9 protein-coding genes are annotated in these 18,629 nt (G+C 56.2%); 5 read left to right on the forward strand and 4 right to left on the reverse strand.

Annotated elements, in window-relative coordinates:
• Positions 1–273 precede the first annotated feature (273 nt).
• Positions 274–1,977, forward strand: coding sequence for a hypothetical protein (locus tag Pla52nx_RS09940; protein ID WP_146519722.1), 1,704 nt, complete (start codon positions 274–276; stop codon positions 1,975–1,977).
• 575 nt (positions 1,978–2,552) lie between these two features.
• Here the strand turns inward: Pla52nx_RS09940 and eno are convergent.
• On the reverse strand, positions 2,553–3,839 hold the full coding sequence (gene eno / locus Pla52nx_RS09945) for a phosphopyruvate hydratase (protein ID WP_146519721.1): 1,287 nt from the start codon (positions 3,837–3,839) through the stop codon (positions 2,553–2,555).
• A 217-nt stretch (positions 3,840–4,056) separates the two neighbouring features.
• On the opposite strand from eno, the gene Pla52nx_RS09950 reads away from it, so the two are divergent.
• From Pla52nx_RS09950 to Pla52nx_RS09960, 3 genes are all read left to right on the forward strand, one after another.
• On the forward strand, positions 4,057–4,647 hold the full coding sequence (locus Pla52nx_RS09950) for a riboflavin synthase (RefSeq protein WP_146519720.1): 591 nt from the start codon (positions 4,057–4,059) through the stop codon (positions 4,645–4,647).
• A gap of 34 nt (positions 4,648–4,681) precedes the next feature.
• Positions 4,682–5,605, forward strand: coding sequence for a 16S rRNA (adenine(1518)-N(6)/adenine(1519)-N(6))-dimethyltransferase RsmA (rsmA, locus tag Pla52nx_RS09955; RefSeq protein WP_146519719.1), 924 nt, complete (start codon positions 4,682–4,684; stop codon positions 5,603–5,605).
• 419 nt (positions 5,606–6,024) lie between these two features.
• Entirely contained in the window at positions 6,025–7,278 is a 1,254-nt protein-coding gene (locus Pla52nx_RS09960; protein WP_146519718.1) for a DUF1559 domain-containing protein, read from the forward strand.
• 65 nt (positions 7,279–7,343) lie between these two features.
• Here the strand turns inward: Pla52nx_RS09960 and Pla52nx_RS09965 are convergent, their stop codons facing one another.
• Positions 7,344–8,729, reverse strand: a complete 1,386-nt coding sequence (locus Pla52nx_RS09965; RefSeq protein WP_146519717.1) for a multiheme c-type cytochrome — start codon at positions 8,727–8,729, stop codon at positions 7,344–7,346.
• A gap of 394 nt (positions 8,730–9,123) precedes the next feature.
• Here Pla52nx_RS09965 and Pla52nx_RS09970 point away from each other — a divergent pair, with 394 nt between their 5' ends.
• A complete protein-coding gene (locus Pla52nx_RS09970; protein WP_146519716.1) occupies positions 9,124–11,136 on the forward strand; it encodes a multiheme c-type cytochrome in 2,013 nt (670 codons plus the stop codon).
• A 13-nt stretch (positions 11,137–11,149) separates the two neighbouring features.
• Here Pla52nx_RS09970 and Pla52nx_RS09975 read toward each other — a convergent pair whose 3' ends face one another.
• The gene (locus tag Pla52nx_RS09975; RefSeq protein ID WP_146519715.1) at positions 11,150–14,563 is read right to left on the reverse strand and encodes a caspase family protein; all 3,414 of its coding nucleotides are present in this window, start codon (positions 14,561–14,563) and stop codon (positions 11,150–11,152) included.
• 256 nt (positions 14,564–14,819) lie between these two features.
• Complete coding sequence (locus tag Pla52nx_RS09980; RefSeq protein ID WP_231741916.1) at positions 14,820–18,506, reverse strand: dockerin type I domain-containing protein; 3,687 nt, start codon at positions 18,504–18,506, stop codon at positions 14,820–14,822.
• Positions 18,507–18,629 lie beyond the last annotated feature (123 nt).

Genomic DNA, 18,629 nt, shown 5'->3' on the forward strand with positions numbered 1-18,629 from the left:
CGTCATGATGGCGGTCAGGGAGCGGTTCGATCAAGCAGACAGATGAACATCCCTGGAAAATAGGCGAGCTTGGGCCCTAAAAACGGCGGTCAGACGCCACTTGATGGACGGCGAGACCGGGCCGTCAGGGTTTTCCTAGCCGGTTCTGTCGGAATTATGCAAACGATCGGGGCCGGTTGTGCCGATAAGTCCGCCTGGAGCAGTTGTTCTCGGAGAAACGGTTGTGCGAAAAACGCGGCCGGGTCGAGCAATGGCGGACTCCATCAGCCATCCATGGGGGGCGGCACCAACGAAATCGACGTTGCCGTCTCCACCCAAATCCATCGACTGGGCCTGAAGCCACTGGGTTTCAGCCACGACAGCCAGGCGGCACCGGCCGCGGAGACGTTTGTGATGCAACGAATGATTCAAACCATGGCCAACACTATCCTGATTCGAAAGAATCGAACCGAACGCCGACGCTTCGGTACACCGCCGCGCTCCGGCATGCTACGTGGATTGCTGATCACTGTTGTGGCAGTTGCCGCATCGGTTCACAGCCACGCCCAAATGGCGATGCCCGGAATGGGAATGCCCCAGATGGGAATGCCCAACATGTACGGTCCGGTGACCCAAGCCGACATCGATTACGATGCGAGCGGATTCGTCACTCCGGCCGGAATGGTCGCACCAGGGATGGTTCCTGGCGGTCCCGCTGGCGGCGTGATGCCGGTCGGATTCATGCAATCCTCCTGCGACAACATGCCAGGATGCGATGGCATGGGCGGCTGTGACGGTGGATGCGGCGACGGCAGTTGCGGTGCTGGTTACGGCGGTGGCTGTGACTGCGGCGGAGGCGGCGGATTGCTCGGCAAGCTTCGTAATGGTGGATGTGGCGGTTGCAGCCTGTGCCTCTTTTGCGGAGGTCAGGGGTGCAGTGCCTGTGCCAACATCGGAAACGGTCAACTGATTCGCGGCATGGCCGGTATGCTGGCGATGTTGCGACCTTACAGCGAAGCCAGCTTGTGCAATCAACGTTGGTATGACTTGTCCGGTGAAGTGCTTTTCTTGGATCGCAATGTCGGTTCGGGCAACGGGGGTGTGCTGACCAGTCGAGGCATCTCGGGGCCAGCTGCATTGTCGGTCGGTGACATCAATGCTGATTCGTTGGAAGCCGGTATGCGACTCTCTGCTGCTCTGATTTTTGGAGCGGGCAGCAATTTGGAAGCAACCTACATGGGCGGCAACGAGTGGGATGACACTGCGACCGCGTTCGCAACGCCCGGCCAAGCCGACTTGTTCTCCTTCATCTCGGACTTCGGTACCAACCCGGGTGGCCCAGCGATCTCCGCAGGCTTTGACGACACGGACCGATCGCTGACACAGAGCATTCGCTCACAAGCTGTCTTTCACTCGGGTGAGTTGAACTATCGTCGTCGCACCGTGTGGCCCTGCTGCCGCTTCCAAGGCTCCTGGCTGGCTGGTCTTCGTTACATGCGATACGACGACAGCTTGCTGTATCAAACCGTTGGATTGAATAACAACGGGGCAGCCAACAACGGTCCCCGATTCTTTTCCTCCGACGGTCAAACCAAGAACAAGATGTTTGGTGCTCAACTGGGCTTTGACTTCTGGTGGAACGTTCGTCCGGGCATCTCGCTGGGACTCGGTGGTAAAGGGGCTTGGGTGCAGAACAACGTCGATCGACGCGTCCTGCTGAACTCCAACTCGACCGGCAGCATCGCGGTGGACGACGGTGATTTCAACGACGCGTTGATTGGAGACGCGGAATTCAAGATGGTTTATCGTCTGACGCACTCCATCACGTTCCGTTCAGCGTACTACGTGACAGCAGCAGACCGCGTCGCCTTTGGCTCGGCCGACGTCGCGGCGTCACAGAACTTCCTGACCGGAGCCGCACCCGTGACCCTGGACGACATCCAGTACGACTCGCTGGTGCTGCAAGGATTCTCGTTCGGTGCAGAGTACATGTGGTAGAAACCACATTGATCGCGAAAAACAAAAACGGCCGCGTGACAGAAGTCACGCGGCCGTTTTTTTGTGGATCGACGCTAGCCACGCAAACTCAAATACCGCTTCCGCCTACGCCGTTGGCTAGTCGTTTAACGACTAGCCGAAGGCGCAATCGCCGCCACCAACCGGATTGCACCGCAGGGTCAAACGCCGCTTCCGCCTACGCCTACGGCTAGTCGTTTAACGACTAGCCGAAGGCGCAATCGCCGCCACCAAACGGAATGCACCGCAGGGTCAAACGCCGCTTCCGCCTACGCCGTTGGCTAGTCGTTAAACGACTAGTGCATCATCCGGTTTTGATTCTGGGGTTAGCCGTTTTGGCGTTAGCCACGGTTGTGTCACGAAAACCGTGGCTAACGCCAAAACGGCTCATCTACCGAACCCACGTTCTAAGACTGGACGATGCACTAGCCGTAGGCGCAATCGCCGCCACCAAACGGATTGCACCGCAGGGGCAGACGCCGCTTCCACCTACGCCTTCGGCTGCGGGTCAAACGCCGCCGAGGTGACAGTCGGACAGAAACGCCTCACGAAATCGATCAGCCCTTCAGCTTGGCGGCGAACAAGGGGCCACCGTACAGGGCTGCGCCACCGAGCAGTTCTTCGATACGCAGCAGTTGGTTGTACTTTGCCATCCGGTCGCTGCGGCTTGCCGAACCGGTCTTGATCTGGCCGGTGGACAGTGCGACGGCCAAGTCGGCGATCGTGGAGTCTTCCGTTTCACCGCTTCGGTGACTGGTAACGGCGGTGTAGTTGTTGCGGTTGGCCAATTGGATTGAGTCGATCGTCTCAGTCAGCGTTCCGATCTGGTTGACCTTGATCAAGATGCTGTTGGCGATTCCTTCGTCGATGCCTTTTTGCAGACGTTGCACGTTGGTGACGAACAAATCGTCGCCGACGAGCTGGACTTTGTCGCCGAGCTTCTCCGTCATCTTCTTCCAAGTCGCCCAGTCGTCTTCCGCGGCTCCGTCTTCGATGCTGCAGATCGGATACTTGCTGCACCAGTCGGCCAGGAAGTCGACCATTTCGTCTCCGGAAAGCTCGGAGCCGTCAATCTTGTACTTTTGTGTTTCGCTGCTGTAGAACTCGGTCGACGCGGCATCCAGTGCGATCCAAACTTGCTCACCCGCTTTGTAGCCGGCTTGGTCGATCGCTTGCATGATCACATCCAAGGCTTCCTGATTGCTCTTCAGGTCGGGTGCAAAACCGCCTTCGTCACCCACCGCGGTGTTGTAGCCTTTGCCCGAAAGCACTTTCTTGAGATTGTGAAAGATTTCCGTTCCGCAGCGCAGGGCATCGCTGAAACGTTCGAATCCGAGCGGCATCACCATGAATTCTTGAACGTCGACCGAGTTGTCCGCGTGCTCGCCACCGTTGATGATGTTCATCATGGGCGCGGGCAACAGACGAGCGCCGACTCCGCCAAGGTAGCGATACAGGGGTTGACCGGTTGCGGCAGCGGCGGCGTGTGCGATCGCCAGCGAGACACCGAGGATCGCGTTGGCACCGAGATTGCTTTTGTTGTCCGAACCGTCCAGGGCGATCATGGCCATGTCGATTTCTGCTTGGTCGGTCGCGTCCATTCCCTGCAGGGCTTCGGCGATCTTTTCATTGACGTTGGCGACGGCCTTGGTGACACCTTTGCCCATGAAACAGTCTTTATCACCGTCACGCAGCTCCCAAGCTTCGTGGGCACCGGTGCTGGCACCGCTGGGGACTGCGGCGCGGCCATGAGATCCGTCGCTCAGCAGGACTTCGCATTCGATGGTGGGGTTTCCACGGCTGTCCAGGATTTGCCGGGCATGAATGGCTTCGATCAACGTCATCTGGGGACCTCGATGGGGGATGTTTCGGGTGAAATATGATGCGAAACCACGAGATGCGGTCCGCTTGGTTGCCGATTGGAGCCGCATTCTGTCCAATGCCAGCAGAGATGACTAGCCGTGCAACGAAATCCCGCCACTTCGCGTGGTCACGGTCGTCGCTTCGATGGGCACTGACAGCCCAGCTCCCTTTCGAATTTCCTAGCTGCAGAGTCGCTGAATGTTTACCGGTCTTGTGGAAACCATGGGAACGATTATTGAAGTCGTGGAGGACGGTCCCGGAAAGCGTTTGGCGGTCCAATCCCCCTTGATTGCCACTGATGCGAAACTGGGCGACAGTATTTGCATCAACGGCTGTTGTTTGACGGTCATCGCGATGGACGGCGACCGCTTGGAATTCGAGGCCGGCGAGGAAACGCTCAAGCGGACCAACCTGGGCCAACTGACTGCTGGCTGCAACGTGAATTTGGAGAGATCCTTGGCAGTAGGCGATCGCTTGGGCGGCCACTATGTGACAGGCCATGTTGATGCTCTGGGGCAGTTGATCGAGCGAGTGAACGATCCGCCGTGGGCGAACTTGCGATTCCGCATGCCCGGAGAGCTTGCCAGCCAAGTCGCTTCCAAGGGCAGCATCGCGATCGACGGCATCAGTCTGACGGTGGTCGATGTGGACGACGATTCGTTCAGCGTCGCACTGATCCCGCACACCTTGTCCGTCACGACACTTGGTCAGCGCGCCGTCGGCGACGATGTCAATTTAGAAACCGACGTGCTGGCAAAGTACGTCCAACGATCGCTGGGCCGAGAATAAACCCGCCGAGAATGAACGCGACACGGAACCTATCATGAATCAACCAAGACAAACCGCATCCTATCTTTCCAAGCGGTTGACCCAGGCAGGGCTGAGACCGGTCTCGCACTTTGGCCAAAACTTTCTCATCGACCTGAACCTCGTCGATTTGATCGCCCGCTCGGCCGAGATTCGTCGCACCGATGTTGTGCTGGAAGTGGGCACCGGAGTGGGATCGCTGACCACGAGATTGGCTGACGCTGCCGGCGCGGTGCTGTCGATCGAGATCGACACGAACTTGCACGGATTAGCGCAAGACGAGCTGCGGGGTCGCGAGAACGTTCGCCTGTTGCTCGGAGACGCGTTGAAAAACAAGAATTCGCTGCGTCCAGAGATCATGGAAAACGTTCGCGACGCGTATGAGCGTTTGGGCGAGGAGGCGAGGTTCTTGCTGGTCGCAAACCTGCCCTACAACATTGCCACTCCCTTGATCAGCAATCTATTGCACGAGACACCGACCCCGGACGTGATGGTGGTCACGATTCAAAAGGAACTCGGGGATCGGATGTTGGCTCAGCCGTCGACAAAGGACTACGGGGCACTGAGTGTTTGGGTCCAATCGCTGTGCGATGTCAGTTTGGTTCGCATCCTGCCTCCGACGGTGTTTTGGCCGCGACCCAAAGTGCACTCGGCGATCATTCGGCTGGACTTGATTCCCGAGCGACGTGCGTCCTTCGCGGACTTGGAATACTTTCACCAAATGGTTCGCGCGTTGTTCTTTCATCGACGCAAGTTCTTGCGCAGTGTGGTGATCAGCGCGATGAAGGGGCGGTTGGACAAGACGCAAATCGACGAGGTCTTGTCGCAACTCGGCCATGGGGAAAACGCTCGGACGGAGGAGTTGACCGTCCAACAGATCCAGGAGCTGGTGGAAGCGTTGCGGCAAAAAGAGATAGCCGTCGGCGGGGCGCAAGCGTGATCTTGTTTTCCCGGCGCCGGCGGATCCTGGATCTGGCTTCGCCAAGGTAGGTTGTCAAGAACGTGCGGGGCGTTTCACTCAACCGCATGGGTAGTGCCGATGGCTATGAAGGCTGGCAGCAATTAACGCAACACCCTGCCCCCCAACCGAGATGGGGTGGATTCGTTCGCGCCAAGCATGGCCAATAGGTCGGGTGCAAAGTTGGCAAATCTTGTCGGATTCACTCTCGCCAAAAATCGGGCCCTACGTAATATGCTTTACCCGCCTGGGTTTTCTGCCCTCACTTCGATGTTTTCTGTCTTCGGAAGATTTTGATGCGAGACTGCCGGTCTTTTTCTTATTGACCGGGTTTCTTAAAGCAGTACCCGTCTGGGTTTCTGCCCTCACTTCGATGTTTTTCTGTTCTAGGAAAATCTTTCATGCAAAGAGTTCGTTCGTTTTCTTCCCGACCGGGTTTCACCTTGGTGGAACTGTTGGTCGTCATCGCCATCATTGGCATCCTCGTGGGTTTGTTGTTGCCTGCCGTTCAGGCTGCCCGCGAGGCTGCGCGACGCATGTCGTGCAGTAACAATTTCAAGCAGATCGGACTTGGAATCCAGAACTATCACGGTTCATTCAAGCAGTTGCCTACGAACGGAACGGGTACCAAACAGGTTCCCTCCATGACCGATGCAAGCAACCAGAGTAATCGTCTGTTTGTCAGTTGGTTGGTTCCTATTCTGCCGTACATCGAGCAACAAGCTTTGTGGGAGCAGATCGCGAATCCCAGTACACAAGTCACCGCTGGCCAGACGTTGCCTGCTAGCGTGAACGGCGCATGGAATGCCATGGGTCCTGTGCCTTGGATCACCACCTACGTGCCATGGGTCACCCAAGTCCCGACGTACCGTTGTCCCAGTGACTCGGGTCAAGCTCTTGGTCCTGGACAATTCGCACGGACGAACTATGCATGTTCAGTCGGTGATGCGAACGACCGTGGTCACAATGGCGGCATCAACGACTTCGGTTTCTGGGGCAATTTCAACAATCGTGACGAAGACTGGGCGGTGACACGAGCACGCTCCGCACAACGCGGATTCTTTTGGAATCGTAATGAGTCCAAGTTCCGAGATGTTCTGGACGGGCTTTCCAACACCATTGCGGCTGGCGAAGTCAACACGTCGGGCGGTAAGCGTGAAATCAGCGCGGATTTTGTTCGCAACATCACGACCATGATCAATGTCAACGATACCGTCTTGACTCCAGCTCGGTGCAAGGAAGGTGCTCACATTGATCCTCTACGACCTCAGTTCTACGATCCAACCGCATCGGTTAGCGCTACCTTGTCAGAGGGCAAGCACTGTCGTTGGGCTGATTCGCGTCCCTATTACTCCGCCTTCCACACCATCCTGCCGCCAAACTCTCCCAGTTGCGTGGCTGCTGCGAATGATGGAAATCACTCCGGCGTGATCTCAACGGCGGGAAGCCGTCACTCCGGTGGTGCTCACATCCTGATGGGCGATGGTGCTGTGGTCTTCATCACGGACAGCGTCGACACGGGTAATCTCGAGAGTGTGACCGTCGGTCGTGACGCTCCCGCTTTGCCAGCTGGCACCGCAAGCCCTTACGGACTTTGGGGTTCACTGGGCACACGTGACATGAAAGAAGTCATCCAAGAACAGTTGAATCAATAGGCTGTCGACAGTCTACCGATCCACACAGCCTCGCCCGCTCCCAGCGGGCGAGGTTTTTTTTGTGACTACTTAGCGAGGTGAACCTTGGTGGCTTCATGGTCGATACGAATGAGGTGATCGCGAAGAGGCGGGAAGACATCGCCCTCGACACTCTTTAACCGAAGCTTTTCAGTCGAGCGTCGTGGCATGTGACAGTCGACACAGTTTTCGGCAAACTCGACGCCTTCGTGAGGAAAGAATCCGCAATCACTTTCACTCTTGTGGCAGGCCATGCAGCGGCTGGAAAACAGCTTCTGGTTTCCACGCTCGTTGTGATGGGGATCATGGCAATCGATGCAAGTCATCTGCGACTGCAGAAAACATTCGCTCTGTGACAATCGAGTCAACTGATTGCTGGTGTGAACGCTGTTCTTGACGTCAAGCTCGTCGTCCGGAGGTTGGTAGTGGTCATCCAGATGATCGCCAGGGCGAAAGCTCAATGCATCGCCTTTCAGGTGCCTTGATCCTCCATGGCATTGCCCGCAAACCTCCATCTGGGTCAGACGTTCCAAGTCGGCTGGATTGGTAATGCCGACCGCTTCACGAGCGTCTCGATTTTCACGATGAAATTCCACGTGCTCCTTTGCTGGTCCATGGCACCGCTCGCAGGTGACGCCGAGGATCATTGAGCCGGGTGTGTAGTGATTGATTTTCCCGCGAAAATCAAAATACGTCATGTGGCACTCCAGGCAACGTTGTGGAATCGGTCGAGCGTAAGCAGCGTCTCCGTCGATGTAACCGGGGCTATTGATCCATTGGTTGCCGTCGGTAATGTGCGTCACATTGAGTTGATAAAGACCGTCTTTGTGCCAGTACAAATACGTTTGAGCCATTTTGGACGATCCCATGATGATGTCCATTGGGACGTCAAAGCTCCAGTCAAAGAAATGGGTCCGTTGCAGAAACTCATCACCTTGATGAATCATTTCAAAGGATACGTTGGGGTCGGAGGTCTGAAACGTGTTGGTGCCGGGCTGAAAACTTCCATCGATCGTCGATTCGTTGACCGGTCGGCTTGTCTTGTAGTGCCCGGTCGCGAGAAATGACTGATACTTCTCTTGATGGCATTCCTGGCACTCTGCCGGACCGACAAACCCGGGGTTTTCATGACGGGGAGCGACATCCTCGCTTTGCTGGCGAGATTCACCGGGGCGAAAGGGGATCTCTACCCCACCGCCGTCCTGGTACTTGCCGACGAACCAAATGTTTTCGTCTGAAATCCAATTCACCACCATGTCAGCGGGCGGCTCAGAGACTGGCGACAATTCCGTTTCGCTATCGCTTCGCTGTTGTTGTGCCTTCATCAGATCGCGAACCAACGCATCGTCGCGTTTCGATTGCATCGCATCGTAGCCGAACCAAGCAACGACCAAGACGATCGAAACGAGTGCTATCCAATGTTTGTAGTTCAAGTTTCTCATTTCCTGCGGCCAAGTTCTGTCAGCAAAATCCGATTCGTCCCAATGCTTGATGAATCAACACGCTTTTGATCCGCATTGATTGCCAACAGTTTACCTTAGCCGAGCGTTGCGTGACGCCCAAACCGTAAAGGACGTCTGGCAAGACATGGCAGATCCCCTCGGATGCTCTGTCACAAATCAACAAAATGCCACGGCATGCGGCACGGCCTGGACATTTAGCGAGTTGAAAAAGGGGGATCGGGACGACATACTGAAACGCAATCTCGACCGGAACAAGTGACGAACGTCCAGGAATCGAGTCTTGAACGACGTGTGCTTTCGAACGCACATTTCTCGCGTGAGTCTCCCCGCGGCAGCGGAGCAACGTTTTGGATAGTTTGCACGCATGAATGAAGCAGTCATCTTTTTGAGCGTCGTCATCGGACTAGCCGCAGGCGGGGGTGTCTGGTGGATTTCGCGATCGATCGTTGCTGCGGTCATCGTCCCTGTTGCCGTCGTGACTTTCGTCGTGCTTGCTCTGCCACCGGCGCAACCACCGGCGCAACCACCGGCGGCGGTCCCATCCATTGCTGGGCGGGCGCCGTCAGCGCCCACGGAATCCCAGGACGACGTGCCGATGTCAGAAAAGCTTGCGGCCTTTCGTCCGATCGAGGCTTCTGATTACGGATTCGTCGCTTCGGATGCCTGCCGCGAATGCCATCCCCAGAATCACGCGACGTGGTTCGCATCGTATCACCGAACGATGACGCAAGTCGCTCAGGCCGACTCGGTTTTAGGCGATTTCAATGATGTGAAGTTGTCGCAAAATGGGCGAGACTATCACCTCAGAGAAGTCGACGATGTGTGCTGGGTTGAACTGCTCGATCCCGCGGCGCTCCCAGGAACCGCCGAAGCGTCCCAATGGGTTCAAAGACCGATTGTCATGTCGACCGGTTCGCATCACATGCAGGCCTATTGGTTTCCCATCGGCCTACGACGAACGTTGGCGATCTTGCCGTTTGTGTTTCTGAACGAAACGCAGGAGTGGATACCGAGGTCGGCCGCGTTTTTAAAACCGACGGAGGACAAGGTTTCGCATGAAATCGGACGTTGGAATTCAGATTGCAGTAAGTGTCATTCCACACACCCTCAAGAACGTGAGGTCACGGGCGGCGAGTTTGATACGAGAGCGGCTGAATTTGGAATCAGTTGCGAAGCCTGCCACGGCGCCGGTCAGCAACACATCGCTTATCATCGAGACTTGGCCGGCAAGAAAGGCACCGCCGCCTCACCGTCAATCGATCCTATCGTCAATCCTGAGAATCTGTCGCACGTACGATCGTCACAAGTTTGCGGTCAATGCCACGGCGTGCTGACCTTGAAAGGCGACCAAGACAAAATCAATGTTGAGGGAATCGAATTCCAACCGGGCTCCGATCTACGCGAGACGTACGATGTCTGGCAACTTCATAGTCCGGAAATGAAAGAGTTGCTGAAGATTGAATCGCTTCACGAACGCGTGGTGCACACCAATCGAGGAACATTTTATCCGGACGGCGTCGTCCGTGTGTCGGGACGAGAGTACACCGCCTTGGAACAGTCCGCCTGTTTCCAACGCGGCGAGATGGGTTGCCTGACGTGCCATCAACTCCACAAGGCAGCCGAAGACACACGCAGCGATCAGGATTGGGCAAACGATCAGCTAAAACCCAGTGCGTTTGGCAATGATGCGTGTGTCGGGTGCCACGATCAGCAGCAATACTCGACGTCACACACTCATCACTTGGCGGATTCGTCGGGTTCCAATTGCTACAACTGCCACATGCCACACACGGCGTATGGTCTGCTGAAGGCGATTCGCAATCACACCATCAGCATCCCCGATCTGAAACAGGACATCGCTGCCGGTCGTCCCAACGCATGCAACCAATGCCATTTGGACAAGTCGCTGAAATGGACGGCGGAGAATCTCAAAGAATGGTATTCGATCGAAGAACCGGAGCTGGACGCTGAGCAAACCGAGATCGCCGCGGCCATTCTATGGCTGATGAAAGGGGACGCCGCCAACCGCGCCTTGGCCGCGTGGACCATGGGCTGGTCGGATGCTCAAGCTGCCTCCGGTAACGACTGGCAGTCGATCTATTTGGCTCAATCATTGAATGACCCCTATCAGGCGATACGGTTGATCTCACGTCGTTCGCTGAAAACGCTGCCGGGGTTGGGTCAATTGCAGGTGAACCCATTGGGTTCCGATTCTGAGCGGAGCGATGTCATCGAATCGATCATCACTCAATGGAAACAGCAGTCCCATGCGGCCAATCCTACCTTGCTGGTTGGGCCAGAAAACGTCGTCAACAACGAAAAACTCGATGAGCTGATGAAACAGCGCGACGACACGCCGATGACGCTCACCGAGTGACCGCCTGCGATAACTAGTGGCTGATTGCGATGGGAAAGGCTGGGATTCGCCCGCGGTCGGTGACCGGATGCTGCTTTCCGTCGGTCAATTCTTTCACCCGCGAGGTGACGTAGGTATCGATCTCAGCCAAATCCAAAATCTGGTCGGAATTGAAATCGGCTGGCAAGGTGACTTGTCCCGGCGGCCCCTTTCGCTCGCCGGTCAAGGCTTCGATCAATGCCAAAGCAAACGCTCCGTGTCCCCAGCGATCGTCCTCAAAGCTGACTTCGCGACCGGTCGAACTGGTCATCACCACGACACCGGCTTCGATGTTCGTCAAGTCACTGATGGCGGACCTGACCGCATTCTGAATCCCTTTGCTGCGTCGACCGTTATTCACCGGCCCCATCACCGCGCCGGCGTGGCAGGTGTCCATGCACAACAGGACCTTGCAGGGCAGACTGGATAGCGGTTCGGTTAGTTCTGACCAGCGGATCCCCGTGATCACAGCATCCTGCTCGGGATCGAAATCATGGGGACACAAGAAATAGCTGCCGTCGTCGTCTGCTGTGCCGTGTGCAGAAACCAGAATGATCGCGACGTCATGCTGGGTCACCTTCTTTCGCAAACTTGCAAATCCGGCGCGAATGTTTCGCTCGGTGACTTGTTCGTCCAACAGTTTTCCCACCACGACGCGATCATAAAAGTGACCTTCCTGGCGTCGCAGTGCTTCGATCATTCCGTTGACATCGGCGGTCGGATACGTCAGCGAAATCTTTTCATCCTCAGGTAACCCAGGTTGATCGTCATGCGCGTACTTGGAGACTCCGATGCCCATGACGTACAAGCTGGGTTTGCGTGCCGAACCGGTGGTGCAATTCAAATCAAGGGTGAAGGGCTGGCTGGATGCCGCAGTCGTGCTGGCGACCACTTCGATTGTATTGGGGCCTTCCACTAAGGGGATCTCCATGTCGATGGAGACCGCGCGAGCGTCTTTCGGTTTCGACTCGCTTGTGCTGGTTTCTGGATCTGTACCGCCGGAGGACGCGATTGCGATCGATTTTGAGCCGATCGTTTTGGTGCCAGCAACGGGACGTCCGTTGACCAGAACGCGAACGCTGTCGATCGGCAGCGAACCGGTCGGAACTGCCTGTCCGATGAGACGGACGGAGGACGAAAGGATCGCATCACCGGACTTCGGCGTTTCGATCGCAATCGATGGTATGGCCAGTCGATCAGCGTCAGAACGAACATCGAACATGTCTTGCGGCCGGCGGTTGGATAGGTCGGCTGATAACCGGTTGGCTTGGTCCGCATCGCGTACGGTTAGCATCCGTTCCAAAATGTCCGGTCGCTTCAAACTTCGTGCGTATTGCCAAGCCGACGTGTAGCCTGCGGTCAGGCCGATTCCTTGATTGGTTTGCCAACCGATCAGAGTTTCGCCACCAGGTGAACAGTCAAAGTAACCTTCGGGGGTCCATGCGACGAAGTCACGCCGGTCCGCTGTAAAAAAGAAACTCAGCAGGGGTGGTCGTGAATCAGCCGCGACGCCAAGCTTGGGACGAAACGACAGTTCAATGCGATTGCCGTTTCGCTGCACGTCCATCGAAACCGATGAACCCAACGGAGTCTGCTGGATCATCGAAATGGCGGTGGGGATGTCGTTGACGACTTGATTGCCGATGGATTCCAGGACGTCGCCAACGCGCAAGCCCGCGTCGGCACCCGCACCGTCTGGCTTGACCAACTGGATCACAATTTTGTCGGCACGGATCTGCAGGCCGACACCCAACATCGGCTTGGGCGTGGGAAGTTTTTTCGGATCCAGGTCCCACATTCGGATCGTTTGGTCACTGCTGCTGGAAACCAAAGTCAGGCCGTCTGGGCTGACATCGAGCCCCAAGACCTCGCCGGTATGACCGTCGAAAAGACGTAGCAATTCACCGGTGTTCGCATCGTGCAACGTCAACGCGTAGATGGAGCCGACAACGATCATGTCGCGACCTGGCAGGAAAGCGTGACAACGCAGCAAGTCGAACTCCGTGTCTCGCTTGATCCTGGTGACTTCTCGACCATGGCGACGAACGATCAGAGTGCTTGGTGATCGCGGATCTGGACCCGCGGTATAGCCGTCGTGGCTGGGAGCATGTGCGTTGCGAACAAGATGGTGGGTTTGGTACTGCTCGGCTCGAAATAGATCTTGAGGCACCGGGACAAACCCTCCGAGATCGAAGGCTTGCTCCAGCGGAGTCGAGCTGGCGAGAGCTGCTTGGGATTGCCCCCACGCGATTTTAGAACCGTCTTTGGAGAACGCAACCGAGTGGATCGCTCGACCTCGTCCCATGACGCGACTGTATGCTTGACCGCTGGCGGGATTCCACAAATGAATGTCGTTGGCCAATCCACCGGTGGACGCGACGACCAGAGTTGGCGGAGACGAACCGGCGGCGGCACGCGGCGCAAATCGGGCTTCTCGCACCGTGTCGTCGTGTCCTCTGAATTGTGACACCTTGGCGCATCCAGGTATCGTCCAGACGTTTGCGCCGCCATTGTCTGCTGCATCAGCGGCCACCAGCCATCTGCCGTCGGCTGAAAAATCAATCTTGGATGGCAACCGTCGTCCATGGGGACCCGATGAAACGATGCGTTGAAACCGGCCTGACGAATCCCACAGTCGCACGGTTCGGTCGAGCGAGGAGGTCACGATCCAGCGTCCGTCCGGCGAACAAGCGACTTCGCCGACCGTGTCGCTGTGGCCCGACAACACGGCGGAAGAAAACCATCGACCGTCGTTGCCGCGTTGCCAAATGCGCCCCGTGCGATCGTTGGAGACCGATACGAGTCGGTCGGCTCCGCCGGCGGTGGGCAACCAAGCCAAGCGATAAACGATGTCGCTGTGCGCTTTCAACACAAGCGACTGGACCTCGCCACCGGGAGCGACGCCTGCCAAGTTCCAAACGCGAACCGTTTTATCATGGCTGGCGGAGGCCAGCAGTCTGCCATCACGTGAAAAATCGAGACTGTTCACTTCGTGTGTGTGTCCACGCAACAAATACGTCACGCTGCCTTTGCGTAAGTCGACGATTTGAATGTCACCGATGTGATCGTCCAGCAAGGGAGAACCACGGCCGGCAACGGCCAGCCATCGCCCATCCGGTGAGATCGCGCCGCAGTACATCAGCCCTTCTTGTCCTTTCCCGGCATGCAGTCGAATGGACTGACGCAACGTCGGATGCCAAGGATCCTGAACGTCCCAGATCCGGATCACTTTGTCGTTGCCGACGGAGACAAGAGACCGGCCATCCGGTGTGAAGTCCAGCCACATGCAGACTGCCGTGTGCCCGCCGGTCTCAAGCACCAGGAACGGAGTTTCGACAGACTCAGGATCGCGTTGCTCCACATTCTGCGAATTGCCGCGAGTGGCAAGCATCGCGATCAAGAGTGGCATGCAAACGGCGAGGACAAATCGATTCCGCTGGGACGAGGCCACGCACTTGAGTAAACATGGGTTCGTCTTCAGACGGAGGAGCAGTCTTTGACGGGGGATCAAGGAACGATCTCGGTGGGACGCGGGCGGGGCAAGGAAGGATTTTTTAGCGTCTCAACAGCATACCAGAATCCCATCGATTCTACGTAGTCGCTCGTTTGCCTTCCGTAGCGAAGGAGCCGACCACGCCCCACGTTCATCAACAGAGACGGTGAAATCAACCGCTGTTTTTATTCCAATGCCCGACGATAGCGGAATGCTGCGCCCCAACTCCCATTCCCAAAGTCATTCCCAGCGTCATGGAATCGCTCATGGAATCGCTCAAGGGATCAACGATTCCCAGCGACAGTGTTTCCAGTGAGAGCGATTCCGATTCAATCTTCTGTCGTGCCAGTTCGTTGATCACTTGCAGGGCGTCCAACGCGCTGACTCGATTGTCGCCACTGACGTCCCAATACCACTCTCCCGGATTGCGTATGGCAGGCAGCGTTCGACCGGGACCCTCAGAAAGTGCATTGACGATCAGCAAGGCATCCAGTGCTGTGACGATGCCGTCCGAATTCACGTCAAATCGCAACAGTGCGTTACGATAGGGCCGCGGGTTTGATTGAACGATGAAGGTCACGACAAAGCGTTTCAGGCCGAGCACGTTGTCATGGACGGCCACCGTCAGTCCGTTGTCCTCCAACGTCAGAACCGCGTCCTCTCTCAAACGAAAGACGCCACCGTCGACATAAAAACGTGTGTCCGCGCTGACAAACCCCTCCAGGACTTCATCAAGGACATCGGACACCTCAAAGAACTTGAGCCCGCGAACGTTTGCCGCAGCCCGCACTTCGACGGACTCGGAGACAACGGAGGCTCGATAGGAAACGAAATCGTTGAGAATGATACGATCGCCCAATGGAGATTGAACCGTCACCCGCGTGTCGATCCTGTGATTGCCCGCGACGGCAGCACCCCAAAGCTGATAGTGCCAGGTCTCACCAGGATCGAGCAGTTGATTGTGGTTGACGTCGCCGTACACCAATTCATTCGCGGCTGCGACAGCTGCGACATGGACCTCATTCCGGCTAGCACTGAGCCTGATTCCCAGGAGGTCGTTTCTCGCAATCAGGGTGTTCGGTGACCGATGCCCCGTAAGGTAGTCGTACACTTTGCTCCAACTGGAAAAACTGTCCGACCCAAACCGTGTATAGGACGTTCCATCGGCGGGATGCTTGGCCGTCTCCTCGTGGACATCACCGATAAATGCATTGAACCCGCCCAGATTGAAACCATCCGATACGCGGCGACGCGTGACGATGGCAAGGTTGAGCCCCGGAACGTAGGTGTCTGCGATGACATATTCGTTTCCGTTGCTGTCCTGACTAAACTCAATTCCTGATGCGTGTGGTTGCAATAAGTCTCGCTCGGCGGCAGGAGTCCGCCAACGTTCGATCGTCGCGGCAGCTCCGATGTCATAGCACACCAACTGAGAATTGAACCCGTTGCGGTAGTAGAGCCTGCCACCGTAAACCGCGATCGTGCCAACGTCCTGGCGAGGCGTGGGGATCGTCTCCATCAAGACGTTTCCCGTGTGGTCGAAACGTTCAATCCCATGGTCGCTCAGCAGAAAGAATTCGCCTTCTGGACTGAAGGTCAAATCGTGAATGGCGCCGCGCATCTGATCGGTCGATGGAGCCAATACTTGCCTGCCCCACTGCATCGAGTCGATGTTCAACTCCCAGACTTCGTGGTCGGATGTCCTCGCCAGCATTCGAGATGCTCCGGCGGGCAGAAGTTGCACGATCGACGCTGATCCAAAATCAAAGGGAACAGCGTCGATGGTCGAGAAAGAAGTTGCTTCGAACTTTTGGATCTTTTTGCCGTTCTGATCCGCGATGAAAATCAGTGGTTTTGTCAGGTGCATGCTGATCGCTGTGATGGCTGCATCCGAGAATCTCCTGGTGCCCAAATAGCCACGCATCGCCGCGCGTTCTTCGTCATCCGGCGGTAAGACAATCAATTCTGTGTTACCAGGATGTTCAGCCAAGGCGTCATTGTTTGCACCCCGGGTGTCGAAAAACGTGATGTCTTTGAGGGGAAAGTTTCCCGTGTTGGTCAATCGGTAATCCCAGCGAAGGGAGTCTCCCGCAGTGACTGAGCTTAAATCCTGAGCTCGCGTGCTGCCAAGCATCTCATCGGTCGCAACCAAATCGAAGTCAAATTCCAGTCCCATATGGGCCACGATCGGACCGGTGGCTGAAAGAACACGTCGAAGTAGTTTCACAGGAGCGTCCGTGTCGGCGGTGATGATCAGTTCGATGGTCTGGATACCCTCGGCTGCAGGATGCGTGACGGTGAACTCCCATTTTTCAGATTCAGCCATAATCCCGTCACGTCTCTGATCTCCAGAGATGTACTTCGCCTCGACGGAGTTTCCACCATTGACAGAGGCGAGGACCTGGAGATTCACGGCATCTAACAGACCTATTTTTTCGACCGAGATGTTCCACACAACATTCGACCCGGCGGTCACAATGCTATGCCCAAAACTTGTTCCGAGGAAAACAGACGGCTCAACTACCTCGCCACTAGCGGTATACGCATGAACTTTGAGAGCATCCTTGTCGATTTCCGCCGTGTAGACGTGCTGCGGAGCGCTCCATTCATTTCCGCCCTCTGGTTTAAAGACGGTTGAAACTTCGGCGGAGAATGTTGCTCCCGCGTGCCGATCACGGTTCACACCGTATGCCCACTTGTAGGTGAACTCCCAGGTCTCACCAGGATCGAACACCTTGTCCCAACTGGAGTAGAAGTCTTTTGGATCGTCTCTGAATCGTCCTGTGGTGCGAAAGCCCGCGCCGTACGAGCCAGCAGTACTCGTGATCAGGTACCGATCGTCATGACTCAACGCTAAGCGGTACAAATCTTGAGTATCCATCTCTGCGACCACCGATCCGAGATCCAGATTCAGGACGAGGATTCTGTCTGTGGAGGACAAGTACGCGAACCGCTCATCGTGGCTGATTACAAAATCATAGGCGTAAGAGAAATCTCTGGGCGGATCATCGATCGTCGTGTCCAACACGAATGTCCGCGAGATGAACGTTTCTGTGATGTATCGCCCGGACTCAGAGACTTCGATCCTGCCGCCCCCTTTATGTCCGACGCCCCATTGCTTTCTCACCGGTGATTCGCCGACCAAAACGGACACGTCAATGGATTCAGCGAAAACATCCAACTCTGGTGGCGGACTGATGAACAAGGTGCGACCATTATCTGAAAGCGTTGCATCGACGACACCGGTGAGAGGCGGCGCAAGTGGCATTCCGTTCTTCGGATCCAGCACATGCAGTCGCTGAGATTCGCCCACAAAGAGTTGACCGCCGGCAGATGCGAAGACCGTCGACGCCGCGTAGGGCAACTCGATGGTCCGCACGATCGTCCAGCTTGTGGTGGCGATCACGGTGATCTGGTTGGACAGATTCGTTGCGACAAACAGTTCCCTATCGTCGGGCGAAAAGGAAAAGCCCGTCGGGTAGTTTCCCACCCAGACCTTCTTGATCAATTGATGGGTGGACATGTCGATGATGGAAAGCGTCTCATCGTCCTCCGAAAATCCGATCAGCCAATCTTGGCTCGGATGACTCACGAAATCAGAGATGAGTGCTCCGCGAGCAGCGCCTGCTGACACAGCAAAAGCAGGTTGTCCGCGAACGATCGGGTTGGTGTCAAACGCCTCTCGGTTCACGGAGGGTTCCGGATCATCCAGGATCCGATCTCGAAGTTTAAAATCAGGATAGGTTCGATCGGATGAATTGGTGACGCGATACTCCGAGCGGACGACGCCGAGATGTTTCTTTTTAAGCCATTCCCGATTGTTGAACGTCGCGTCGTAGTCGAGTTGTTCGACGGTCACCTCGACTCCAAACTCACCCGCCAGCGGCAACCGCGATTGAAGTTTCTCGAAAACGAGTCGTCGACTTTTGAGATTGCCTCTAGCGTTCAAATCCTACATCCCCCGAGCAGGCGTTCCTTATCA

The sequence above is a fragment of the Stieleria varia genome (assembly GCF_038443385.1).
GTDB lineage: Bacteria > Planctomycetota > Planctomycetia > Pirellulales > Pirellulaceae > Stieleria > Stieleria varia.